This is a genomic window from Dactylosporangium sp. CS-047395 (assembly GCF_050942185.1).
Taxonomy (GTDB): domain Bacteria; phylum Actinomycetota; class Actinomycetes; order Mycobacteriales; family Micromonosporaceae; genus Dactylosporangium.
The window spans coordinates 9,793,072-9,816,344 of record NZ_CP192015.1; the positions used below are offsets into that span (position 1 = coordinate 9,793,072).

A 23,273-nucleotide genomic window follows, 5' to 3' on the forward strand; every position below is an offset into this window, starting at 1 on the left:
CGGCCGCCGCGAAGTGGACTTGCGTCAGCAATCGCGAGTCACATGGGAGATGGAACATGGGTCTGCTCGACGGCAAGGTCGCGGTCGTGACCGGTGCCAGTGAAGGTATCGGCTACGCCACCGCGAAACGCTTCGTGCAAGAAGGGGCGCACGTCTACATCACCGGGCGGCGCAAGGCCGAACTCGACGCCGCAGTCATCAGCATCGGCGCCACCGGGGTGCCGGGCGACGCCACGAACCTGGCCGACCTCGATCGGTTGTACGCCGCCGTCGGGGCGGACGGGCGGCGGATCGACGTGCTGTTCGCGAACGTCGGCGGGGCGTCCATGGCGCCGCTCGGGCTCGTGGGTGAGGACGATTTCGAGCACGCCATGCGGCTCAATCTCGGCAGTGCGTTGTTCACGGTGCAGAAGGCGCTGCCGCTGCTCAATGACAAGGCGTCGATCATTCTCTGCTCTTCGACGCTCGCGAGCCGGGGCATTGCCGGGGCCGGGCTGTACGCCGCGGCGAAGGCCGGTGTCCGGTCGTTGACGCGCACCTGGGCCGCTGAGCTCAAGGAGCGCGGCATCCGGGTGAACGCGCTCGCACCGCACACGACCGAGACGCCGATGGTGCGGGGGAACGCACCCGCGGGTACCGACGCAGACGCTTTTTTGGCCATGCTTGCTGCTGGGGTGCCACTCGGGCGCGTCGCCGACCCGGCCGAGCAGGCGGCCGCCGCACTGTTCCTCGCGTCCGGGGAGAGCAGCTACATCACGGGCCTTGAACTGCTCGTCGACGGCGGGGTCAACCAGCTCTGACCGCGACCGCGCGGGCGATGTCGACGAAGCTCGCGAGGGCGCCCGAGCGGGAGCCCCGCGGCCAGGCCAGCACGATGCGGTTGGCCGGGACGCCGAGCACGGGCACGGCGACGACTGACGCGCCCAGGCGGCGGGCCGCGCTCGCGCCGGTGAGGATCACGAGTTCGCCGAGGGCGACGCGGTCGAGGAGTTCGTCGTGGCCGACCGGCGGCGGCTGCGCGCGGTAGCGGGCGTCGGCCTCCAGGTCGGCAAGCGTCAACGCGGCCCGGGCGGCGAGCGGGTGGGCGGCCGGCAACAGCGCGACCGGGGTCTCGTCGAGCAGGTCGGCCGAGTCGAGCGCGTCGAGGTCGTCGCTGCTGCACATGAAGGCGGCGTCGGCGTTCCCGGCCCGCACGGCCGCGCCCTGTGCCGTCGTGAAGAGCACCTCCACGTGTACTGCCTGTGGCTCGCGCCGATACGCCGCCAGCACCTCGGCGAGCAGGCCGACGTCGGTGCCGGCCGGCGCCGCGAGGATCAGGCGGCGCGGGCGGGCGGCGCGTTGGGTACGGCTGACGGCACCGTCCAGAGCGTCGAGGACACGGCTGCTCTCCCGCAGGAACACCTCGCCGGCCGGGGTCAGCTCGACGCGGCGGCTGGTGCGCTCGAACAGCCGGACGCCCATCCGGCGCTCCAGGCGGCTGATCGCGCGCGACAGCGGGGGCTGCGCCATGCCCAGCTTCTCGGCGGCCCGGCCGAAGTGGCGGTGCTCGGCCACCGCGACGAAGTACACGAGGTCCCGGACCTCCGGACGATCCATGCGTCCGAGGGTACCCAGCCCGACGGCGACGGCCGGAGCCCGCGCGCAGCGGACCCCGGCCGTCGCGGGCGTCACGACACGGTGATGTTCACCGTCGTCGTCTTGTTGTTGCGGATCTGCACGGGCTGCGCGTGGGCGAAGTCGGCGCCGCCGACCCAGCCGCTGCTGCGGCCGCCGTCCGTGGACCAGTACAGCTTGACCTGCTGCGGCGCGATGTTGGCGATGGTGTACGTGCCGGCGGGCTGGCCCTCCGGGGTGTACCGGCCGCCGATGAACTGCACCGGCTCGCCCGTCACCGTGCTGAACGCGGTCACCAGGACGTCCGCCTGGTGGCCGCTCGCGTCGCGCACGACGCCGGTGACGGTGCCGCCGCCGTCGCGCAGCTTGAGGTTGGCCTTGGCCGTCTTGCCCGCCTTGACCGTCACCTTCTCCGCGTCGTGGCGATCGGCCGCGTTGCCCGACCAGCGCCACTGGTACTGCCCCCGCGCGAACTCCACCGGCCAGGCGTACGGGCCGAGGCCGGAGATGGTGTACGTCCCGTCCGCGCCCGCCGAGCTCGGGCAGTCGCCGGAGCCGCCGAAGTACGAGCTCAGCGCGACCACCCAGACGCAGGTGTACGGCAACGCGGCGCCGGTCGCCGCGTCGGTCACCTTGCCCTGGATCGTGCCGGCCTTGTCGAAGCGCACCTTCGGCAGCTGCAGGTTGTCCCCGACCGCGACGGTGAACTGCGCCGCGGTGTCCCGGTCGCCGGTGCCCCCGCCGGTGCCGAGCCACTGCATGCCCAGGTCGGTGGCGCGCGGCTTGGCGATCACCGAGTACGCGCCCGGCTCGAGCGGGCCGACCACCACGGAGCCGGTCACCGGGTCCGGCTGCCAGTCGGAGCAGAAGCCGTACTCCGACCAGGAGAACATGTCGCCGACCCGCGCGACCTGCACGCAGCCGTCGGTGGCCGCCCCGCCGTCGCGCTTGACCATCCGGGCGGTGATCGAGGCGCCGCGGCGCATCGCGACGTCGAGGGTCGTGGTCTGGCCGGCGGCCACGGTCACGGCCGCGTTGCGCACGTTGAAGTGCTGCCGGTCATCGATGTTGACTTCGAAGTTGTACTGCCCGACGAACACGTCGTTCAGGACGACCTCGGTGCCGTCGGTGCAGCCGCCGATGCTGGAGGTGCCGAAGTCGTACGCGCAGAAGCCGGAGAGCGGCGCGCCCGACGTCGCGTCGTGGGCCACGATCCGCACCTTGCCGGTGGGCAGGAACGCCTCGTCGACCGTGGTCACCTGCCCGTCGGTCACCGCGAACGTCGCCGCGGTGTCCGGGTTGAGCGTGCCGTGCGCGTACTGCGTCACGGAGTTCGGCCCGGCGAACCCGACGATGTAGTGCGCCAGCAGCAGGTTGTCGATGCGGTACCGGCCGTCGGCGCCGGTGGTGCCGTAGGAGTACAGGCTGTAGTCCGGGGTCCGCACCGACACACTGGCCCCGGCGGCCGGCGAGCCGTCGGGGTTCGTGAGCCGGCCGCCGATCGAACCGGTCGGCAGCACCGTGTCGTGCAGCTCGACCGTCTGCCCGGCGGTGACCTGGATCGGCGCCGCCGCCTCGAAGGTCAGCGCGCCGCCGTTGAACTGGGTGAAGGCGTCGCGCACCCGGAACCCGAGCTTGTACGCGCCGACCGGCAGCTCGAACCGGTAGGTCCCGTCCAGTTGCAGGCCGTGCGAGTCGATGTAGAAGTTCTCGGGCGAGGAGTTGGCGGTCACCGAGCCGGTCGCCGGGGTGCCGTCGCGGTTGAGCAGGTCGCCGCTGATGAACCCGGTCGGGAGCAGCTGCTCGTCGACGACCACCGTGGCTCCCGCGCCCACGGTGATCGGGTCGGCCCAGCCGAAACTGGTCTTCTGGTGGGCCCACTGGGCGAAGCCGCCACCGGCCGGGCGGAAGCTCATCCGGTAGTCCGCGGCGGCCAGGTTCGGGATCGAGTAGGCCCCGTCGGCGTCGGTGGTCGCCGAGCCGGTGGAGCTCATGTCGTTCGTCTGCGCCCAGACGAACGCGCCGGCGGCGGGGTGGCCGGCGGCATCGGTGAGGTGACCGGTGATGGTGGCTGTGCCGGTCGCGGCGAGCGCGGGACTGATCGGGACCAGGGACAGTGCGGCGATCGTCACCGTCAGCGCTGCACGGAGCAGCGGACGGCGCAGAGCATGCTGACGCATGTGCGCTCCTGATGAAAAAGGGGTGGAGTTGCGGCGCTTCGCCGCGCGCCGCTCGCACATGATGCACCAATTCGCCGGCGCCGTGGGGGCACCAGCCATCGACCTGCCTAAACACCTTCCGTCGTCGGCGCTCGATGGCCCGGGGTCGCACGAGCGAGCCCGGGCCGTACAAACGGGATGGTTTATGGCACGTTGGTCGGGAGTGTCATGGTCATCGTCGGCATCGCGGGACGCCGCGTCGGCCACGACGTCGGGCGCACCGTCGGATAGCGGGTCGGGCGCGCGGTCGGCCGTCCGGTCCTGGTCGCGCTCGGCGTCGCCGTCGGGGTGTGCCGCGTCGGCCGCGCGGTGGGCCGCATCGTCGGGCGGTGCGTCGGCCGCATCGTCGGGTGGCGCGTCGGGCGGTGCGTCGGCCCCATCGTCGGCCACGGGCGCGGATCGGGCCGGTGGGTCCACGTCGGCGTCGGGTGCACGATCGGCACGTCGTTGCTGTTTCCGGTACCGCACGCGAGCCCGTCGAGGTTCATCGCGGCCATCCCGCGGTGCGTGCGCAGCGTGGGCAGCGTGTCGCGGGCGAACGCCATGAGCTTCGCGTTGCGCCCGTCGGCGACCTCCCGCTCGAACAGCCCGATGGTGGCCACATGATCCGCGTACGCCGCGGGCGCGTACGAGCAGTCGAAGTCGGCCCCCTTCAGCCCCGACCAGATCTCGATGATGTTGCGCTGCACGCTGTCGGGCGACTTCGGGACACTGGCGCCGAGATCCTCGGCGAGCGCGGCGAGCTTGTCGCCCGCCTTCGTGTGGTCGGTGACCATTCGCTGCCCGAACGACCGGACCCCCTGGTCGGCCGCCCGGTCGGCCGCGAGCCGGCCGCCCTGGACCTCGTAGGCACCACCGTGCCCGGCGCCCTCGAGGAACGCCCTGTCCATCGACGACAGATCACCCGGCGCCGCCTGCGCGGGCGCGGGCGCCACCGCGGCGGCGAGCACGACCGCGGCGGCACAGGCCTTGACACTGAACGGGACGCGCATGAGGGCGCCCTCCAATCCTGGGATGGCGAAGCTGCCGCCACCCTCAGTAACCGATTGGCTACACATGTAACGTGCCGCTCGGTTGCAAAACCCGCCGTCGCGAGTCAGGCGGTCACTGGGGCATCTGCCGGCGCACCCGCTTCTCGATGCGCTTGCGCAGGTAGCCGGTCGTGTGCTTCAGGCTCCACCCGGTCAGCAGGCTCAACAGGCTGAGCGCGGCGCCGACGCCGATGAACACCCACTTGACCCAGCCGGGCATGAAGTCCAGATACTTCGCGTCGGGCTTGGCCACGACCACGGCGGTGGCGGCCAGCGCGAGGACGAAGAGCGCGACGATCCCCGCCATCCGGCCGCGGACCTTGCTCCGCACCATCATCTCGATCAGCGCGTCGATGCGCTTGGAGTCCGTCTGCACCGGCACCGCGGCGACCGGCGCCGGCTGGACCGGCTCAGGCTGTACAACCGGTGCCGGCTTGCTCTTGCTCGGCGGCGGCGCGCTCTTGGCGACCCGGTTCGCGTGCCGCGCGGCCGCCCGCTGCTTGCTCTTGAGCTTCAGGATCTCGTCGGTGAGGGCCTCGATCTGGTCCTGATGCGACCGGCTCGTCTGTTCCGCGTTGAAGCGCGCGCTGTCCACGTCCGACAGCTGCCGGGTCAGCCGGGCCGCCTGCTCCTCCAGCTCGATGATCTTCGCCCGCAGCGGTTCGAGGATCGCGTCGTCGCGGTTGTCGAGGATCTGCATCAGCGACTCCTGCGTGAGCAGGTCCGGATTGCCGAGCGTGAGGTCCATCAGCGCGTCACGGGCCGACTCGGAGTAGCGCAGGTAGATGAAGTCGGCCTCGGGATTCTTCCGTTGCCGGGTGAACTCGTCGATCTTGGACAGGTACGCGCTCCACAGGAACTCCGTGGGCTGCAGCGCGGCGTAGCAGTGCGCGATCACCTGGGCCCGCGGGAACGAAGCGTCCACCTTGATGGGATTCTTCAGCCACACCGTCGTCTGGAACCGGCTCTCCACCATCGCGAGCGGCACCTCGCGGTGCTTCGTCACGAAATGCAGCCGGCTCGCCTTCACGAGGCCCGAGCTGGTGGTCACGAAGATGGCCACGCACCGCTCCAGCGAGCGCGGCGACGCGCCCCGCCGGAGCCGGTAGATGCTCGTGATCGAGTCGATGTCGCGATCGACGGCGGTCTCGCGCATCTTCGGGCCGATGGTCTGCCGGATCACGGTCCGGAAATCGTCCTCGTCGGTCTGGTACTGGTACTCCTCGTACGTGGGCTTGTCGACGACCTCGACGCCGAGCGCCGAAACGAGATCGGGCAGCTCGTCGGACAGCCGGAACACGTCCCGATCGGTGAGTTCGGGCCGGCTGAAGATGTACCGCTCGACCTCCTGGATCTGCTCCGCCCGGCGCGCCGAGCGCATCGTCATGGCGATCGCGTACAGGATGTCCTGCATCTCCTCGATCGTGTGGCTGAAGCAGCCCAGCTTCGCCTTGGCGCTCTTGGCCAGCTCGAGCGTCGGCAGCGTGGCGTTCTTGAACTCCTCGCCGGACAGCCCCAGCGCCCGGAACAGCACGCGCGTGTCGAGGTAGACGGTGGCGTTCTCGAAGGGCTTGATCACCTCGTCGCCCTGGTAGAGCGACGAGGAGAGCATCATGCCCTGCACCCAGGCGATGACGTGCTCGGCCAGCGGATCGTCGTCGTCGATGAGCTGCCGGATGAACAGCGCGAGGGCCACGTCCAGCTCGTCGGCGGCCGGCTCGGGCGGCTCCGGCTCCACGATCTCCTCGTCGAGCCCGTCGGTCGCGTCGCCGTCCGTGACCGGCTCGGGATCGGCCGGGAGCACCTCCTGGCTCGCGTCCGGATGGGCGGAGCCGATGCGCTCGCGCAGGATGTTGACCCCGTGCGTCTCGACGAACCGCAGCAGTGCCGCGGTCGCCTGCTCGTCGGAGACGGTGATGGTCCGCTGCGCCGCGTATTCCCGGAACGTCCGCAGGAACACCCGCTCCTTGCGCTCGAACTCGTTCGTCGCCTTGTCGAGCCCGTTGGGCGTGCCGCCGACGAAGTCGATGGACTCGGCCGTCCCGACGACCATGTTCTTGCGCCGCATGCGGTCGACGATGCTGCGAATGGCGCCCTCGGGCACATGCAGGCCGAACTGCTGGCGGATCGCGGTGCTGAGCGGCGCGTACCCGTCCGCGTGCCCACCGAGGCCGGCCAATGCGTGCGACACGAACGGCACGAAGTTGTCCATGTACGTCGTGCGGTTCGTGTCGGAGTTGACTTGGAGGATCGCCAGCGCCACGAGTTTCGACGCCGCGGACGACACCGGCGGACCTGCGGTCAACTGAGCCTCCAGGGCTTCGAGACGTACGGCAAACGCAGCGTAGCCGAGCGTTACCCGGTACCCATCGGATGCTCTGCCAATATCGACTCGGCTGACTGGTGGAAGCGGCCGCGCCGACCGGCGTCACGCGGATGCGGAGGGCTCCGCCGCTGCCGCGTAGGCGGGGTGCAGTTCCCGCCAGCGCGCCCGCGCGTCGCAGCGTTCGCGGCCGGCCAGGTGGGCGCCGAGGTCCTCGAGGTGGATCTGCACGCCGGCGCCGTACGCGGGGAGCAGCCCCACCGGCACGCCGCGCTCCTCGAAGGTCACCACGGTGCCGTCGCCGTCGGCGGCCAGGGTGGCCTCGATGACGTGCTCCTCGGCGCCCTCGGCGTCGCGGGTGGTCACCGCCAGGCGGTGCGGCGGTTCGCACACGTCGACGCGGCCGGTGCCCTGCCACTCGCTGGCGAAGAACCGCGCCCGGAACGTGCCGCCCAGCCACAGGTCGCCGTCGAACTCGCCGAGCCAGCGGCTGAGCCGGACCGGGTCGGTCAGCGCCGACCACAGGTCGTCGACGGTGCCGTCGAAGCGGTCCTGGACGCGCACGACGCCCTTGCCGTCGGCGGTGCGCAGGGTGCCCAGGATGCGGGTCTGGGTGGTCATGCGGTGCTCCTTCGCTCGCGTTTGCCCCGGGCGACCTCGGTGTGCAGGGCGTCCATCCGCTGCTGCCACAGCGCCCGGTACCGGCTCAACCAGTCGTCGAGCTCGGTGAGGGGCTCGAGGCGGAGGCTGTAGACGCGCCGCTGCGCCTCCGGGCGCACCTCGACGAGGCCGGCCTCGCGCAGCACGCGCAGGTGCCGGGACACGCCCGGCCGCGCGATCGGCACCAGGCCGGCCAGCTCACCCGCGGAGGCCGGGCCCCGCGTCAGGGCATCCAGGATCATCCGCCGGTGGCCGTCGGAGAGGGCCTGCAGCACAGCTTCCACACTCATGTATGTACCAACTCGGGTACGTAACCGTCAAGGTACACAAGCGCGAGGTTATGATCGACACATGGTGATCTCACGGGATGTGCACGCGGGCGACGGGCGGACGCTGCGGGCGTACGACAGCGAGGGCGGCGGTCCCGTCGTGTTCTGGCACCACGGCACGCCGCACACCGGGGCGCTCCTGGCCCCGCAGCTCGCCGCCGCGCAGGAGCGCGGACTGCGCATGGTGACGTACGCGCGGCCGGGCTACGGCGGGTCGACGCCGGCGCCGGGGCGGGACGTCGCGTCCGCCGCCGCCGACGCCGCGGCCGTCGCGGACGCCTTCGGGGTCGAGCGCTTCGCGGTCATGGGCGCCTCCGGCGGCTCCCCGCACGCGCTCGCCTGCGCCGCGCTGCTCCCCGGCCGGGTGACCGCCGCCGCCGCGTTCGCCGGGCTCGCGCCGTACAAGGACGAGTCGTTCTTCGCGGGTATGGCCGACGACCGCGCCCTGCGCGCCGCGCTCGAGGGTCGCGAGGCCCGGCTGCGCTACGCGGAGCACGCGGAGTTCGATCCGGCGGTCTTCACCGACGCGGACTGGGAAACCCTCAAGGGCCCGTGGGGCGTGCTGGGTGAGGACGCCGGGCGGGCCGCCGAATCCGGCCCCGGCGGGCAGGTCGACGACGACCTCGCCTACGTGTCACCGTGGGGCTTCGATCCGGCGAGCATCGCGGTACCGGTGCTGATCGTGCACGGCGACCAGGACCGGATGGTGCCCGCCGGCCACGCTGCCCGGCTCATGACGCTCGTGCCGGCCGCGACCCGCTGGCCCCGGCCGGACGACGGCCACGTGTCGGTCATGGCGGCGTACGGTGCCGCGCTGGACTGGCTGCTCGATGCTTAGCGCGACCTCGGCAGGCAGCACTTCTTGTACTTGTTGCCGGAGCCGCACCAGCACGCCCCGTTGCGCTCCGGCGGCCAGCTGATCCGCGCGGTCAGGCCCTTGGCGTAGCCCGCCTGCGTCTTCGGGTCGGCCAGGTCGCCGTCCTTGCCCGCGAATCTCGTCAGCCCGTCGACCGACGCGGTCAGAAGGGCCTTCCCGGGTGTACGGACCAGCTCGCGCTCCAGCCGCGCCCGGTGCTCGTCCCAGTCGGCCCCGAACGCGTCGGTCAGCGCCACCAGCCGCGCGAACTCGGCCTGCGGGAAGAACAGCAGCTCGTCGGCGGCGGCGTCCGCGCCGGACCCGGCCTGGGCCAGCTTGCTCTCCAGCCGCTCGGCCAGGTTGTCGTGCGCGTCGTGCTGCCGCCCGATCGCGTGGCGGATCCGGTGCCGCTGCTGCAGCAGGAAGAACAGCAGCCCGGCGTCCTCGGGATTGCGCGGTTCGGCGGTACGCTCGGCCAGCGCCTCCTGCACCGCCTCGCTCAGCCACTCCTCGGCGACGAGATGCCGCCCGCCCACGGCGAGCGCGGCACTGAGATAGGCGGCGGCGTCGGGATGCTGCCCGAGCAGCGGCCGCAGCGGCTCGAGCGCGGCCATCGCCTCGTCCTCGCGCCCGGCCCGGAACAGGATCCGCGCCCGCAGCGCCCGGGCGGCACCGGCCTCGCTGTCGTCCCGCGTCGCGTACGCCTCGACGGCCCGGTCGACGTACCGCAGCGCCGCGTCGAGCTTCGAGCGGCTCTCCGCGATCTCGGCGGCGAGCACGAGCGCCAGTCCCGCGTCCTGCGGATCGGCCAGCCGCCCGGCATCGACGGCCGCGACGAGCTCGGCCGCGACCCCGAGCGGATCGGCGGCACCGAGCGCGTCCTGTCGCAGCTCCCGAAGGTCCGCGCTGGTGAGGTCACCTTTTGTCAGCACAACGCCACGCTACTGCGCCCGCCTGCCCGCCGCTGTTGATCTGCGTCTCAATCCCAGTCTCAGCCAGGCTTGCCCGGGGGTGCTACACCAACAGGGGTGAGGGCAGTCGTGTACGACCGCTACGGACCCCCGGACGTCCTGCGCCTGGAAACCGTCCCGATCCCATCCCCCACCGCCGGCCAGGTCCTCGTCAAGATCGCGGCGACGTCGGTCAACCTCAGTGACTGGGAAACGCTGCGAGGCACGCCGCTGTACTCGCGGATCGGCGGCCTGCGCACCCCGGCCCGGCGCATCCTCGGTTCGGACATCGCGGGCGTGGTGGCCGCCGTCGGCCCGTCCGTGACCCGCTTCAGCCCCGGCGACGAGGTGTACGGCGACAACCTTGCGCTGAAGGGCGGGTTCGCGGAGTACGCCGTGGCTCCCGCGTCCGTCCTGGCCCTGAAGCCGCCGGGCCTGACCTTCATCGAGGCGTCCACCATCCCGCAGTCGGGCGTGATCGCCCACCAGGGCACGGCCGGCGTCACGCCCGGCCACCGCGTCCTGATCAACGGCGCGGGCGGCGGCTCGGGCGCGTTCGCCATCCAGCTCGCCAAGCACCTGGGCGCCCACGTGACCGGCGTGGACAACGCCGGCAAACTCGGCTTCATGCGCTCCGCCGGCGCGGACGAGGTGCTCGACTACCGGCGCGACGACTTCACCCGGCGCGGCCCGTACGACCTCATCCTCGACCTGGTGGCGCACCGGTCGGTGTTCGCCTACCGCCGCGCCCTGGCCCCGGGCGGCCGGTACCGGTGCGTCGGCGGCTCGGTGTCCACGCTGCTGCGGGTCCTGACCGTCGGCTCGCTGGCCGGCCTCGCCACGGGCCGGCGGCTCGGGGTGCTCGCCGTACGCGAGGGACCGGCCCATTTCGAGCCGGTCGCCCGGCAGTGCCTGGCGGCCGAGCTCAAGATCCACGTGGACCGCGTCTTCCCGCTCGACGAGGTGCCGGCGGCCCTCACCCGGGTCGGCGAGGGGCACGCCCTGGGCAAGGTCGTCGTCAGCGCACCGTGACCCGCGCCGACCCGGACCGGCCCGCCGGCGCGGCGCCTTCCATCCGGGACCGGGCCAGCACGGCCGCGGCCACCAGCAGCCACAGCAGATCCCAGCCGGCGATCACCCACAGCGCGAGCGGCGCGGGCGGCCCACCGGAGCCGACCATCGCCGGGATCAGGACCAGCAGGGTGTACAGGCCGAGCGCCAGTGGCAGCCACCGCGCGACACCGGTCCACGCACCCGCGCGGGCGATCACCACGCCGGCGACGACGAGGCCGGCCCCGGTCAGCAGCGGCGAGACGGCGAACAGCACGTCGCCGACGTCCGGATCGTGCGGCCAGACGACCTCGGCGGCGGCGATCGCGAGCTGCCCGGCGGCCGCGGCGGCGAGCCCGACGCGCCCGGCCCGGCCCCGCGCCCGGGCGGACGAGAACGCCAGGGCGGCCACGGCGGCCAGCTCGCCGAGGTGGATGACGGTCTGCAGGAGCCAGCCCAGCCGGGGCTCCCAGCCGGTGACGGCCGAGCCGCCGGCGTAGACGACGGCGAATGCGGTGATCAGCAAGGCGGCGACGGCGCTCGCCCGGGTTCGGTCCATGTGCGGCTCCTTCGGTTCGGGTCGTTGCGCTCACCGTCGCCCGCCGCGCCGGCCCCGGACAACGGCGCCTGCACCTGAACCACAACAGGTGCAGGCACCCTTGTGAGCCGGGCCGCCCCCTTGCGAGCATCGCGGCATGACCCGGTTCCGGATGCGGCGGTGGCCGGCGACGCTCCTGGCGCTCGCCGTGCTCGTCGCCGTCGCGTCCGGGCCGGTGTCGGTGGGCCGCGAGCCGCTGTTCGACACGATCCTGTATCCGCTCAACGCGGTGGCCCTCGCGCTCGCCGGCGCCTTCATCGCGGCGTACCAGCGGGCCAACCCGCTCGGCTGGATCCTGCTCGGCATGGGCGCCGAGGCCGCCTGGGTCGAGCTCGCGGAGGGCTACGGCGAGCATTCCGGCTGGCCGGCCGCCGACGTGATCGAGTGGCTCGGCAACTGGACCAACATGCTCGGCATCGGCTGCACCGCCATCGTGCTCACCCTGTTCCCGACCGGGCACGGGATCGGCCGCGGCCGGCGCGCGCTCGTCTGGGCCGGCGTGGTGTCGACCGCGCTCATGGCGGCGGGCGCCGCGCTCGGCCACGACAACGACCCGATGTACCGCTCCGGGCGCAACCCGCACGCGATCGCCGGTTTCAGCTCCGTGTACCTCGCCGGCCAGCTGCTGTTCAGCGCGACGCTGGTGACCGCGATCGTCGTACTGGTCGTGCGGTACCGCCGGTCCACGGGCATCGAGCGGCAGCAGCTGAAGTGGGTGACCTACGTGGTCGGCCTGCTCGCGATCGCCGGCCCGCTGGCCATCTTCCTGTACCACGACAGCATCGCGGTGCAGCTGGCCATCGCCGTCGTCGTCACCGCCCTGCCGGCCGCGATCTGCGTGGCGATCCTGCGGTACCGGCTGTACGACATCGACGTCATCGTCAACCGGACGGTCGTCTACGGCCTGCTCACCGTCCTGCTCGCCGCCGCCTACCTCGGCACCGCGTACGTCATCGGCGCCCTCGCCGGCGGCCGCGGCTCACCCTGGGCGACCGCGGGCGCCACCCTGGCCGGCGCCGTCGCGTTCCGGCCGCTGCGGTCCCGGATCCAGCGGGCCGTCGACCGCCGCTTCCGCCCGGCCCGCTATCAGGCCTTCGCCCGCATCGACGCGTTCCTGGCCGACCTGCGCGCGGGCACCGCCGACCCGGAGGCGCTCGAGGACCTGCTGCGCGCCGTCACCGGCCAGGAAGCACTGCGGCTGCGGTACCTCGAGCCGGGTGACCCGGCCCCCGCCCGCGAGCCTGGTAGTCAGGTGCACCGGATCGTCGAACGGGCCGGCACCCCGCTGGCGGTGCTCAGCTACGCCGCCGGAACGCCCGACGACGCCGTACGGCTGGTCGTCGAGGTGGTCGAGCGGGCCGGCCTGGCGGTCGAGATCGGCCGCCTCCGGGTCGCCCTGCGCCGGCAGCTGGCGGAGGTGGAGGCCTCCCGGGCCCGGATCGTGGCCGCCGGCTACGAGGAGCGCCGGCGCCTGGAACGAGACCTGCACGACGGCGCCCAGCAGCGGCTGGTCAGCATCGGCCTGGCGCTGCGCAACCTGCAGTTCGCGACCGCCGACCAGGCCGCGCGGCAGTCCCTGGACGCCGTCGTGGCCGAGCTGAGCACGGCGATCGCCGAACTGCGCGACCTGGCCCAGGGCATGCGCCCGGCCCAGCTCGACGACGGCCTCGACACGGCGCTGCGCGACCTGGCCGCCCGCACGCCCCTGCCGGTCACCGTCCGCGTCGGCCCGGACCGCTACCCCGACGACGTCGAGGCGACCGCCTACTTCGTGGTCTGCGAGGCCCTCACGAACGCGGTGAAACACTCGGGCGCCCAGGGCATCGAGCTGACCACCGGCCGCCGCGACGGCCGGCTCCTGCTGACCGTGCGCGACAACGGCACCGGCGGCGCCGAGCCGGACCGCGGCTCCGGCCTGCGCGGCCTGGCCGACCGGGTGGCGGCCCACGGCGGCCGGCTGCTGGTCGAGAGCCGCTCGGGGGCCGGCACCACGATCACCGCGGAGCTGCCATGCGGGTCGTGATCGCCGAGGACCAGGCGCTGCTCCGGGACGGCCTGGTGCGGCTGCTCACCGACCGCGGCCACGAGGTCGCCGCCGCCGTGGGCGACGCCGACGCCCTGACGGCCGCGACCGACCGGCACCGCCCCGACCTCGTGGTGGCCGACGTACGCATGCCACCGACGTTCACCGACGAGGGCCTGCGGGCCGCCCGCGCGATCAAGCAGACCCACCCCGAGGTCGGCGTCCTCGTCCTGTCCCAGCACGTCATCGCCACCCACGCGGTCGCCCTGGTCGGTCGCCCAGGCTTCGGCTACCTCCTCAAGGACCGCGTCCTGGACGTCGAGGAGTTCCTGGCCGCCGCCCACCGCGTCGCGTCCGGCGGTTCCGCCCTCGACCCCCACGTGGTCGCCACCCTGCTCGCCACACGCCGCGACGACCCCCTGGCCGTCCTGTCCGAGCGCGAACGGCACGTCCTCGCACTGATGGCGGAGGGCCTCAACAACCCGGCCATCGCCCGCCGCCTGGTCGTCAGCGAACGCACCATCGAGGGCCACGTCCGGCACCTGCTGCTCAAACTCAACCTCACCGAGTCCGACGACGGCCATCGGCGGGTGCTCGCCGTCCTGACCTACCTACGCCACCCCGGCCCCGCCTGACTCCCGCGAGACGGAAGCCGCCCAGCTGAAGGTGTGCGATAATCGCACAGTGGCGAGCGTTGACGCAGAGACTCTGGGCGTGCGCATCCAGGAGGCCCGCACGCGCGCAGGCATGAGCCAAGGCGACCTCGGGCGAGCGGTTGGCCTTGACCGCACCGCGATGAACAGAATCGAGAGCGGCGGCCGCAAGGTCACGGCGCTCGAGCTGTCCGACATTGCCGCAGCGGTCGGTGTGCGGATGTCCACCTTCTTCGAGGACCCGGTCCCCGCGCTGGTCGAACACCGGTCCAGCCAAGGCCTGGACACGGCCGACTCGCAGATCGACGCACTGCTGGCGGCGCTGGCCGGCGAAGTCGAGTTCGTCGCCGGACTGGGTGTCACCGAGCTGGGGCTCGACGCCGCCGACCCGGTGCGAGCGGCCGGCCTCGCACCACCTTCGACCAGCGCAGCGGCCGAGGCACTGGCCGCGCGGGCCCGTGACCTGATGAGCCTTCCGCCGCACGGACCGATCCACAGACTCTCCGACAGCGTCGCCGAAATCGGCCTGTTGGTGTTCTCTCGCGATATCGGCAAGGACACCGCCGACGCCGGGACGGTTCTGCTGACCCGCGGCGGGGTCAGCCTCGTCAACAGTCACATGAAGGTCGGCCGCAGGCGGCTCGCGCTGGCCCATGAACTCGGCCACTACCTCATTGCGGACGCCTACACCGTCGATTGGCGAGTGGCCGACCACCCCGATCACGCCGTGCCGATGGAGTCGCGTCTCGACCGGTTTGCCCGCGCGCTGCTCCTGCCGGCCGCCGGGATCACCCAGCAGTGGCGAGCGAGCGTCGACCGGCACGGGGAACGCACCGCGGCAGTCCTGCTGGCCAGCGAGTTCCGCGTCGACATGGCGACCCTGGCGACCCGATTGAAAGAGTTGACGCTGGTCAGCGGCGAGGTTGCCGCCGCGGTGCGCAACTATCGAACAACCCGGGCCGACCTGGTCGAGATGAACCTGTACGTGCCCCTCGAAGAACTGGAAGAAACGACAGTGCCCGGCCGCTTCGCGCGCGCGGTGCTCCGGCTGGTGCGCGACGAGCGGGTCAGCCGGGAGCGGGCCTTGGAGATGCTGCAGGGAACCTTCGACGAGGCCGACCTACCACCGATGCGCCCACGGCGGCCGGACGAGATCTGGACGTTCGTGTCATGAGCGTCCCCGAGGACGCCTTGGTGTTCGACACCGGACCTCTGAGACATTTCGGCATACAAGGCTGGCTGGCCGTACTGAGGTTTCTCGCCGGAACGCGCCCCGTCTACATTCCCGACAGTGTCGAACGCGAGCTCAACGAGGCGAGCGGACACGTATCGGCAGCTCGCGCGATCCTCGAAGCCAATTGGATACACGTGCACCGATCCACGGAGCACGACTTCAGCGAAGCGTTCGCGCACTACTACGACCGTCTGCTCGTGGGAAGAACGGGCTCCTGAACTACGACGAGGTCTGACCTTCGCCGCGTGCCCGAGTTCGGTTTACGAGCGATCCGCACGGGGAGCCCTTGGCGGCCCTGGAAGCCGCCGGCCTCCGACACCGCAACCGGATGCCCGCTGGTCGATGCCCGGTCGGCCACGAGACCCCAGCCCCGCGCGGCCCGGCGCTCGAGCCGTAGATTGTGAGGGGGTTCGGGTGGAGGCGAAGCCTCCCCCGGCGGGAGCGAAGCGACCAGGCAAGCAGAGAGTGGGGCGGGCGGGACTCGAACCCGCGACCAAGGGATTATGAGTCCCCAGCTCTAACCTGCTGAGCTACCGCCCCGAGCGTCGCAAGCTTACCGAGCCGCGCAAGTGCCATGCGGCCCCGGAACAGGGCGGGGCGCGAAAAAAGGCCTCCGAAGAGGCCGGAAGTCCGTCGAACTGGCTCCCGCGATAGGACTCGAACCTATAACCTGCCGGTTAACAGCCGGCTGCTCTGCCAATTGAGCTACGCGGGATCGTGCATCCCCCTCTGTTCGAGGGCGACCGGGAAAGAGTACAGCACGACTCGGGGGGTCTTCGCCACCGGGTATCCCGAACGGGTGGGTGACCGGGGGCGAGAAGATCGATGTGTCGGGTCGGCAGTAGGCGGGTATGTCAACACCAGGCGGCGCACTGTGCACAAATGACCCGGCGCCGTGAGAAGGAGGTCGTCGCCATGCGCGGCAAGCTACTGTTCCTCGGCGGTCTGGCCGCTGGCTTTGTGCTCGGCGCCCGGGCTGGTCGGGAGAAGTATGAGGAGCTCAAGACCACTGCTCTGAAGATCAAGGAGAGCCCGACGGTCCAGGAGGCCGCCGGTGTTGTCCAGGAGCAGGCAACGCGGCTCTACAACGACGGCAAGACCAAGGTCACCGACAAGCTGGCCAACAGCCGGTTCGCGGAGACCGAGATGGGGCAGCGGCTGCTGAACACGCCGCAGAACCCCGCACTGGAGCGGGACCTCGCGACGACGACGAGCACGCCGTCCTCGGGGACCAGCTTCTAGTACCGACGCGAAAAGGCCGGCCTGGGAAGCACCAGGCCGGCCTTTCGTTTGCGACGGTCAGGACGACGACGAGAAGGCCGCGTCGAAGGCGGCCGAGGGCGCGTCGAAGGCCAGGCGGCGCACGAACTGCAGGGCCTCGGGCGCGCCGACGAGGCGATCCATGCCCGCGTCCTCCCACTCGATCGAGATCGGGCCGCTGTACCCGATCGCGTTCAAGGCCCGGAAGCAGTCCTCCCACGGCACGTCGCCGTGGCCGGTGGACACGAAGTCCCAGCCCCGGCGCAGGTCGGCCCAGGCCAGGTGGGAGGCGAGCCGGCCGCGGCGGCCGTCGCCGGTGCGGACCTTGGCGTCCTTGCAGTCCACGTGGTAGATGCGGTCGGCGAAGTCGAGGATGAAGTTGACCGGGTCGAGCTCCTGCCACACGAAGTGCGACGGGTCCCAGTTGAGGCCGAACGCGGGCCGGTTGCCGATGGCCTCGAGCGCGCGCTTCGCGGTCCAGTAGTCGTACGCGATCTCGCTGGGGTGCACCTCGTGCGCGAACTTGACCCCGACCTCGTCGAACACGTCGAGGATGGGGTTCCAGCGGTCGGCGAAGTCCTGGTAGCCGGCCTCGATCATCTCCGGGGGTACCGGCGGGAACATGGCCAGGGTGTGCCAGATCGACGAGCCGGTGAAGCCCACGACCACGTCGACGCCGAGCTTGCGCGCGGCGCGGGCGGTGTCCTTGATCTCCTCGGCGGCCCGCCGGCGGACGCCCTCGGCCTCGCCGTCGCCCCAGATGCGCGCGGGCAGGATGCCCTGGTGCCGCTGGTCGATCGGGTGGTCGCAGACGGCCTGGCCCACGAGGTGGTTGGAGATGGCCCAGACCTTCAGGTTGTACTTCGCGAGCGTCTCGCGCTTCCGGTCCACATAGGACTCGTCGGCGAGGGCCTTGTCGACCTCGAAGTGGTCGCCCCAGCAGGCGATCTCGAGGCCGTCGTAGCCCCATTCGGACGCCAGGCGGCAGACCTCCTCGAACGGAAGGTCGGCCCATTGGCCGGTGAACAGCGTGATTGGACGCGCCATGCTGACGATCCTCCGAGATGAAGGGTTCAGGCGCGAGGGAGACCTGCGGATGTGCACGAGCGGAAACAGCAAGTGGGTTGCGCCCCCACGAGCCAATCGTAGAGGTTCCCCGCCCGCCCGGACAACGCCGCGCCTGGCCCCGGCCGGTGTCGGCGTCACCTGGCCGGGACCGCGCCGCGCTGAACTGCCCGGGCGGGCGGGACCCGAAGGACGAGCCGGTCGGCGTCTCGGCTCATCCAACGTCTACGACAGCAACGAGAACTCGTCGATGTCGAACAGCGAGCCGGCACCGCCGTGACAGACGAGGTACAACACGGTGGAACTCGATGCCGTGAGCGGAATCGCGGCCTCCCGGAAGGTGTCCCACCCGCCGGTGTTGGCGACGGTCAGCGTCCCCAGCAGCGCCCCGGTGGGCGAGCTGGCGCGGAACTCGATGGTCCCGCCGGCGCCGCCCGAGGAGTAGCGCACCCGGGCGCCGAGCACGCCGGAGAGCGAGACGCCGCTGTACGAGGCCCAGTCGTTGTTGTCGATGTAGCCGGCCGTCTGCCCGCCGGTGGCGCCCGCGTGCCCGGCCGCCTGCATGCCGCTCGTCGACGTCCAGCCCTCGCCCTGCCGGGTCACGGCGGTGCGGGCGATCGTGAACTGGTCGACGTCGAACAGCGAGCCGCCGCTGCCGCGGAACACCAGGAACAACGGCGCCGCCGACGAGGATGCCAGCACCGTGAACACGTCCCGGTACGTCTCCCAGCCCCCGGTGTTGGGCACCGCCACGGTTCCGAGCAGCGTCCCGGTGACCGATCCGGCCCGGAACTCGATGGTGCCGCCCGCACCCGCGGAAGCGACGCGGACCGTCACCCCGCGCACGTTCGACAGGGACACGTTGGGGTACGAAGCCCAGTCCCCGTTGTCGATGAAGCCGGCCGTCCGGCCGCCCACCGCCGGCCCGTGCGAGGCGATCTGCACCCCGCCGGTCGAGGCGTAGGACTCGCCCTGGACCACGGACGACGAACCGGTCGGGACCGAGCAATCGGCATCGACGCGCTTCGCGGTGTACCGGATGGCTCCGAGCAGCAGCGCGGTGAACGACGGATCGGTGTAGCTCTCCTCCGTGTGCCCGAAGCCGGTATAGAAGGAACGTCCGGCGTCGATCGTCTTGCACCACGTGATCGGGTGATCGCCCATGGTGCCGCCGGAGTACGACGACTCGTTGAGCGACGCGAGCACATGTGCGCTCGCGCGTGGATTGGACTGGTAGTTGTACCACTCGTCGGTGCGCGTCCAGGTCGCGCCGAGATGCGCGGTCGCCGGATGCGCGCGGTCCTCAACGGTGACGCTCGCCTGCTGAATGGCCGGGTGCGAGGAGAACCAGGCACCGACCAGCGTGCCGTAGAACGGCCAGCCGTATTCGGTGTCCGCGGCCGCGTGCACGCCGACGTACCCGCCCCCGCCGCGGATGTACGCCTCGAACGCCGACTGTTGCGCGTCATTGAGCACATCGCCGGTCGTCGACATGAACACGACCGTCTGGTACTGCGCGAGATTGGCCGACGTGAACACGCCCGCATCCTCGGTGGCGGTCACGGTGAAGTTGTTGGCGGAACCGAGCGCCTGAATGGCGGCGATGCCATTCGGGATGGACGAGTGGCGGAACCCGGCCGTCTTCGAGAAGACCAGCACCTTGTACGGCGCGTCGGCCGCGCAGGCGGGCGCGGCACTCAGCACGCTCGAGAGACCGATGAGGCTTGCCGTAGCGGCGGCGAGCCACGAGCGGATGGTCATGACAGTTCCTCACGATCGAGTCGTTGCGGGTCTGCGCGCGCCGCCGCGCTGTCATGTCGTATGCGGTTGTCCGGGCCCGGCGCGGCGCCTGGCTTGACGCCGCGCCGGAGCTCCGGTCCTACTCTCCTCCGGGCCTGGTACCCCCACCCGCGGGGCGCAACCGCGGGCAGTCCCTCGCCACCAGGCCCGGTGGAGAAGACTTAACGAATCCCCAGCAAGTGCTCCATCGCAAGCTGGTCGAGGCGCTCGAACGCCATGCCGCGCGCGGCCACGGCGTCGATGTCGATCTCCTCGGCCCGCAGCTGCTCCAGGGTCTCCCCCGGCAGCAGCGTCGGCACCGAGAGCTCGTCGACCCGGGCCCCGGCCAGGGCGGCCGACACCTCCGGGTCGTCGCGGAACGTGCGGACCTTCTCCCGCAGGATCAGGTAGTTGCGCATGCAGGCCGCCGCGGTGACCCAGACGCCCTCGGCGTCCTCGGTGCGCGGGGGCTTGTAGTCGAAGTGCCGCGGGCCGGCGTACGCGGTCGGGTAGCCGGAGCTGTTCTCCAGCACGTCGACCGTCCAGAACGCGCCGCGCAGGTTGCCCGCGCCGAAGCGCAGGTCCTGGTCGAAGCGCGGCCCGTGCTGGCCGTTGAGGTCAATGTGGAAGAGCTTGCCGTGCCACAGCGCCTGTGCGATGCCGTGCGCGAAGTTCAGCCCGGCCATCTCCTCGTGCCCGACCTCGGGGTTCAGCCCGACCCGGGACGGCTCGTCGAGGGTCGAGATGAGCGCGAGCGCGTGCCCGATCGTCGGCAGCAGGATGTCCCCGCGCGGCTCGTTGGGCTTGGGTTCGATGGCCAGCCGGATGTCGTACCCGCGCTCGCGGATGTAGGCGCAGATGGCGTTGATGGCCTCGCGGTACCGGTCCAGCGCCGCCCGCATCTGCTTGCCCGCCCCGGACTCGGCGCCCTCGCGGCCGCCCCAGAGGACGTAGGTCGGCGCACCCAGCTCGGCCGCGAGGTCGATGTTGCGCAGCACCTTCTGCAGGGCGTAGCGGCGCACGGCGCGATCGTTGGCGGTGAACGCGCCGTCCTTGAACACGGGGTGGCCGAACAGGTTCGTGGTCGCCATCGACACGACCAGGCCGGTGTCGTCGAGCGCCTCGCGGAAGCGCGCCACGACCTTGTCCCGCGCGGCCTCGTCGCTGCCGAACGGGATCAGGTCGTCGTCGTGGAAGCTGACGCCGTACGCCCCCAGCCCCGCCAGCCGGTGCACGGTCTCGACCGGATCGAGCGCCGGCCGCGACGCCGAGCCGAAGACGTCCTGGGCCTGCCAGCCCACCGTCCACAGCCCGAACGAGAACCGGTCGGCGGGCGTAGGGGCGTACGGGTCGCTCATGCCGCCACGCTCACCCAGGACGAGTCGGATCGTGCGACAGCGTCCAGTACGAGCTGGACCTGAAGAGCGTCCTCAAAGGACGGTGTGGGGTCGGCGCCGGTCGCGACGGCCTCGATGAAGTCGCGCATCTCGTGCGTGAACGAGTGCTCGTAGCCGATGATGTGCCCCGGCGGCCACCAGGCGCCGAAGTAGGGGTGCTCGCCCTCAGTCACCAGGATGCGCGACCAGCCCTGCTCGGCGCCGGGGCGGGTCGCGTCGAAGAACTCCAGCTCGTTCAGGCGTTCAAGATCAAAGGCGAGGCTGCCGTACTCCCCGTTGACCTCGACCCGCAGCCCGTTCTTGCGCCCGGTCGCGAAGCGCGTCGCCTCGTACGTCGCGACCGCGCCCCCGTCGAGCCGGGCGATGAACAGCGCGGCGTCGTCGACGGTCACCTCACCGGTGGCCGTGCCGGCCGAGGCGGACAGTCCGCTCGAGGCCTCCGGCAGCGGCCGCTCCTTGATGAACGTCTCGGTCAGGCCGGACACGCCGGTGATGCGCTGGCCGGTGACGAACTGGGTCAGGTCGATGATGTGCGCGCCGATGTCGCCGAGCGCGCCCGAGCCGGCCTTCTCCTTCTGCAGCCGCCAGACCAGCGGAAAGCTCGGATCGACGATCCAGTCCTGCAGGTACGCGGCGCGGACGTGGCGGATCGCGCCCAGCCGCCCCGCGGCGATCATGTTGTGCATGAGGCTCACCGCGGGCACCCGGCGGTAGTTGAAGCCGCAGGCCGAGCGCACCCCGACGGCCCGGGCCTTGACCGCCGCGGCGACCATCGCGCGGGCCTCGTCCACGGTGTTCGCGAGCGGCTTCTCGCACAGCACGTGCTTGCCCGCCTCGAGTGCGGCGATGGCGATCTCGGCGTGGCTGTCGCCCGGGGTACACACGTCGATGACGTCGATGTCGTCCCGGGCGATCAGCTCGCGCCAGTCGGTCACCGCCTCGGCCCAGCCGAGCCGGGCCGCGGCCTCGGCGACCTTGGCCTGATCACGGCCGCAGACGGCGACCATGCTGGCCCGCGCGGGCAGGTCGAAGACCCGGTTCACGGTGCGCCACGCCTGTGAGTGCGCGGCGCCCATGAACGCGTACCCGACCATGCCGACGCGCAGCTCCTGACTGGACACTGGCGGTTCCTTTCTCGACAAGAACAGTGGTTCAGGACTTGAAGCCGAGCGGCAGGTACTTGTCGACGTTGTCCTTGGTGATCGTCTCGGACTGCAGGACGATCAGCTTCGGCACCTGCAGCTCGACCAGGTCGCCCATGCCCTTGCCCTGGGCCGCGAGGCGGGCCAGGATGATCGCCGACGAGGCCATCGACGGCGGGTACGTCACCGTCGCGGTCAACACCGAGTCGGCGTTCTTGATGTGGTCCATCGCGTCGCGGGAGCCCGCGCCGCCGACCATGAAGAACTCCTTGCGCCCGGCCTGCTGGATCGCGGCGAGCACGCCGACGCCCTGGTCGTCGTCGTGGTTCCACACCGCGTCGAGCTTCGGCGCGGCCTGCAGCAGGTTCGCCGCGGCGGCCTGGCCGGTCTGCACGGTGAAGCCGGCCGCGACGCGGTGCTTGACGCTCAGGCCGTAGGTCTTGAGCGTGTCGGCGAAGCCCTTCGACCGGTCCTTGGTCAGCTGGAGTTCGTCGATGCCCGGGATCTCGCCGATGACCGCGTCGGTCTTGCCCTTGAGCTTCTCGCCGACGTAGTGCCCGGCGGCGACGCCCATGCCGTAGTTGTCGCCCTTGATGAGGCAGAACGACGCGGCCGAGTCGGAGAACTCGCGGTCGAGGTTAATGACGATGATGCCGGCGTCCATGGCCTTCTTGCCGACCGCGGTGAGCTGGGCGCCGTCCTGCGGCAGCAGCACGATCGCGTCCGGCTTGCTGGCGATGAGGGTCTCCAGCGCGGCGATCTGGGCCGGGGCGTCCTTACCGGCGTCGACGGCCTTGAGCGTCACGTCGGAGAACTTCGCCGCCTGCGCCTTGGCGTTGGCGGTGATGGCGCCGATCCAGCCGTGGTCGGCCGCGGGGGCCGAGAAGCCGATGGTGACGGCCTTGCCGGGGGCCTCGCTGGCGGCGTTGCCCTCCTTGGTGTTGGTCTGCGGCTCGCTGTCCTTGGTGTCGTTCGACGTGCAGCCGGCCAGCAGCGCACCGGCGCCGAGGGCGGCCCCGCCGAGCAGGAGCCGGCGGCGGGACATGTCGCTCATCGCGACCTCCAATTGGGGTGTTTTTGGGTGTGGGGA

At 71.5% G+C, this 23,273-nt stretch carries 21 protein-coding genes and 2 tRNA genes; 8 read left to right on the forward strand and 15 right to left on the reverse strand.

What is annotated here, in order from left to right:
• Nucleotides 1-56 precede the first annotated feature (56 nt).
• Nucleotides 57-800 (forward strand): SDR family NAD(P)-dependent oxidoreductase, encoded by a 744-nt coding sequence (locus ACQP00_RS45760; RefSeq protein ID WP_433209721.1) that lies wholly within the window; start codon nucleotides 57-59, stop codon nucleotides 798-800.
• Here ACQP00_RS45760 and ACQP00_RS45765 read toward each other — a convergent pair.
• The 6 genes from ACQP00_RS45765 to ACQP00_RS45790 form a co-directional block, all read right to left on the reverse strand.
• A complete protein-coding gene (locus tag ACQP00_RS45765; protein ID WP_433209723.1) occupies nucleotides 787-1,596 on the reverse strand; it encodes a LysR family transcriptional regulator in 810 nt (269 codons plus the stop codon). The two genes, ACQP00_RS45760 and ACQP00_RS45765, sit on opposite strands and share 14 nt — an antisense overlap.
• Before the next feature lie 71 nt (nucleotides 1,597-1,667).
• Nucleotides 1,668-3,794, reverse strand: coding sequence for a carboxypeptidase-like regulatory domain-containing protein (locus ACQP00_RS45770; protein ID WP_433209725.1), 2,127 nt, complete (start codon nucleotides 3,792-3,794; stop codon nucleotides 1,668-1,670).
• Nucleotides 3,795-3,976: 182 nt separating this feature from the next.
• Nucleotides 3,977-4,825 (reverse strand): DUF4142 domain-containing protein, encoded by an 849-nt coding sequence (locus ACQP00_RS45775; RefSeq protein ID WP_433209727.1) that lies wholly within the window; start codon nucleotides 4,823-4,825, stop codon nucleotides 3,977-3,979.
• A 112-nt stretch (nucleotides 4,826-4,937) separates the two neighbouring features.
• Nucleotides 4,938-7,169: a hypothetical protein gene (locus tag ACQP00_RS45780; RefSeq protein ID WP_433209729.1), complete on the reverse strand. Its 2,232-nt coding sequence runs from the start codon at nucleotides 7,167-7,169 to the stop codon at nucleotides 4,938-4,940.
• 123 nt (nucleotides 7,170-7,292) lie between these two features.
• Nucleotides 7,293-7,808, reverse strand: a complete 516-nt coding sequence (locus ACQP00_RS45785) for an SRPBCC domain-containing protein (RefSeq protein WP_433209731.1) — start codon at nucleotides 7,806-7,808, stop codon at nucleotides 7,293-7,295.
• Complete coding sequence (locus tag ACQP00_RS45790; protein ID WP_433209733.1) at nucleotides 7,805-8,137, reverse strand: ArsR/SmtB family transcription factor; 333 nt, start codon at nucleotides 8,135-8,137, stop codon at nucleotides 7,805-7,807. Before ACQP00_RS45790 ends, ACQP00_RS45785 begins: the two co-directional genes overlap by 4 nt.
• A gap of 61 nt (nucleotides 8,138-8,198) precedes the next feature.
• Between ACQP00_RS45790 and ACQP00_RS45795 the strand changes: the two genes are divergently transcribed.
• On the forward strand, nucleotides 8,199-9,014 hold the full coding sequence (locus ACQP00_RS45795; RefSeq protein ID WP_433209735.1) for an alpha/beta fold hydrolase: 816 nt from the start codon (nucleotides 8,199-8,201) through the stop codon (nucleotides 9,012-9,014).
• Here the strand turns inward: ACQP00_RS45795 and ACQP00_RS45800 are convergent.
• Nucleotides 9,011-9,964 (reverse strand): SEC-C domain-containing protein, encoded by a 954-nt coding sequence (locus tag ACQP00_RS45800; protein WP_433209737.1) that lies wholly within the window; start codon nucleotides 9,962-9,964, stop codon nucleotides 9,011-9,013. The genes ACQP00_RS45795 and ACQP00_RS45800 overlap by 4 nt on opposite strands.
• 96 nt (nucleotides 9,965-10,060) lie before the next feature.
• Between ACQP00_RS45800 and ACQP00_RS45805 the strand changes: the two genes are divergently transcribed.
• Nucleotides 10,061-11,014, forward strand: a complete 954-nt coding sequence (locus ACQP00_RS45805) for an NAD(P)-dependent alcohol dehydrogenase (RefSeq protein WP_433209739.1) — start codon at nucleotides 10,061-10,063, stop codon at nucleotides 11,012-11,014.
• Here the strand turns inward: ACQP00_RS45805 and ACQP00_RS45810 are convergent.
• Nucleotides 11,001-11,591: a hypothetical protein gene (locus tag ACQP00_RS45810; RefSeq protein ID WP_433209741.1), complete on the reverse strand. Its 591-nt coding sequence runs from the start codon at nucleotides 11,589-11,591 to the stop codon at nucleotides 11,001-11,003. The two genes, ACQP00_RS45805 and ACQP00_RS45810, sit on opposite strands and share 14 nt — an antisense overlap.
• A 136-nt stretch (nucleotides 11,592-11,727) precedes the next feature.
• On the opposite strand from ACQP00_RS45810, the gene ACQP00_RS45815 reads away from it, so the two are divergent.
• The 4 genes from ACQP00_RS45815 (at nucleotide 11,728) to ACQP00_RS45830 (ending at nucleotide 15,758) form a co-directional block, all read left to right on the forward strand.
• Nucleotides 11,728-13,653 carry a histidine kinase gene (locus ACQP00_RS45815; RefSeq protein WP_433209743.1) on the forward strand — a complete coding sequence of 642 codons (1,926 nt, stop codon included), beginning with the start codon at nucleotides 11,728-11,730 and terminating at the stop codon, nucleotides 13,651-13,653.
• On the forward strand, nucleotides 13,641-14,288 hold the full coding sequence (locus tag ACQP00_RS45820; RefSeq protein WP_433209745.1) for a response regulator: 648 nt from the start codon (nucleotides 13,641-13,643) through the stop codon (nucleotides 14,286-14,288). Before ACQP00_RS45815 ends, ACQP00_RS45820 begins: the two co-directional genes overlap by 13 nt.
• Nucleotides 14,289-14,367: 79 nt before the next feature.
• Nucleotides 14,368-15,480, forward strand: a complete 1,113-nt coding sequence (locus ACQP00_RS45825) for an ImmA/IrrE family metallo-endopeptidase (protein ID WP_433209746.1) — start codon at nucleotides 14,368-14,370, stop codon at nucleotides 15,478-15,480.
• Complete coding sequence (locus ACQP00_RS45830; protein ID WP_433209748.1) at nucleotides 15,477-15,758, forward strand: hypothetical protein; 282 nt, start codon at nucleotides 15,477-15,479, stop codon at nucleotides 15,756-15,758. Before ACQP00_RS45825 ends, ACQP00_RS45830 begins: the two co-directional genes overlap by 4 nt.
• 248 nt (nucleotides 15,759-16,006) lie before the next feature.
• On the opposite strand, the gene ACQP00_RS45835 is transcribed toward ACQP00_RS45830, so the two are convergent.
• Nucleotides 16,007-16,080 (reverse strand) — tRNA-Ile (locus ACQP00_RS45835).
• 99 nt (nucleotides 16,081-16,179) lie between these two features.
• A tRNA-Asn gene (locus tag ACQP00_RS45840) sits at nucleotides 16,180-16,255 on the reverse strand.
• Nucleotides 16,256-16,422: 167 nt separating this feature from the next.
• On the opposite strand from ACQP00_RS45840, the gene ACQP00_RS45845 reads away from it, so the two are divergent.
• Nucleotides 16,423-16,782, forward strand: coding sequence for a hypothetical protein (locus tag ACQP00_RS45845; RefSeq protein WP_433209750.1), 360 nt, complete (start codon nucleotides 16,423-16,425; stop codon nucleotides 16,780-16,782).
• 57 nt (nucleotides 16,783-16,839) lie between these two features.
• Here the strand turns inward: ACQP00_RS45845 and ACQP00_RS45850 are convergent, their stop codons facing one another.
• The 5 genes from ACQP00_RS45850 to ACQP00_RS45870 form a co-directional block, all read right to left on the reverse strand.
• Complete coding sequence (locus ACQP00_RS45850; protein ID WP_433209752.1) at nucleotides 16,840-17,847, reverse strand: sugar phosphate isomerase/epimerase family protein; 1,008 nt, start codon at nucleotides 17,845-17,847, stop codon at nucleotides 16,840-16,842.
• Nucleotides 17,848-18,090: 243 nt separating this feature from the next.
• Nucleotides 18,091-19,626: a ThuA domain-containing protein gene (locus tag ACQP00_RS45855; RefSeq protein ID WP_433209754.1), complete on the reverse strand. Its 1,536-nt coding sequence runs from the start codon at nucleotides 19,624-19,626 to the stop codon at nucleotides 18,091-18,093.
• A gap of 200 nt (nucleotides 19,627-19,826) precedes the next feature.
• The gene (gene xylA, locus ACQP00_RS45860) at nucleotides 19,827-21,002 is read right to left on the reverse strand and encodes a xylose isomerase (protein WP_433209756.1); all 1,176 of its coding nucleotides are present in this window, start codon (nucleotides 21,000-21,002) and stop codon (nucleotides 19,827-19,829) included.
• Nucleotides 20,999-22,135: a Gfo/Idh/MocA family protein gene (locus tag ACQP00_RS45865; protein ID WP_433224233.1), complete on the reverse strand. Its 1,137-nt coding sequence runs from the start codon at nucleotides 22,133-22,135 to the stop codon at nucleotides 20,999-21,001. Before ACQP00_RS45865 ends, xylA begins: the two co-directional genes overlap by 4 nt.
• 58 nt (nucleotides 22,136-22,193) lie before the next feature.
• Nucleotides 22,194-23,237 (reverse strand): substrate-binding domain-containing protein, encoded by a 1,044-nt coding sequence (locus ACQP00_RS45870; RefSeq protein WP_433209758.1) that lies wholly within the window; start codon nucleotides 23,235-23,237, stop codon nucleotides 22,194-22,196.
• Between the last annotated feature and the right edge of the window lie 36 nt (nucleotides 23,238-23,273).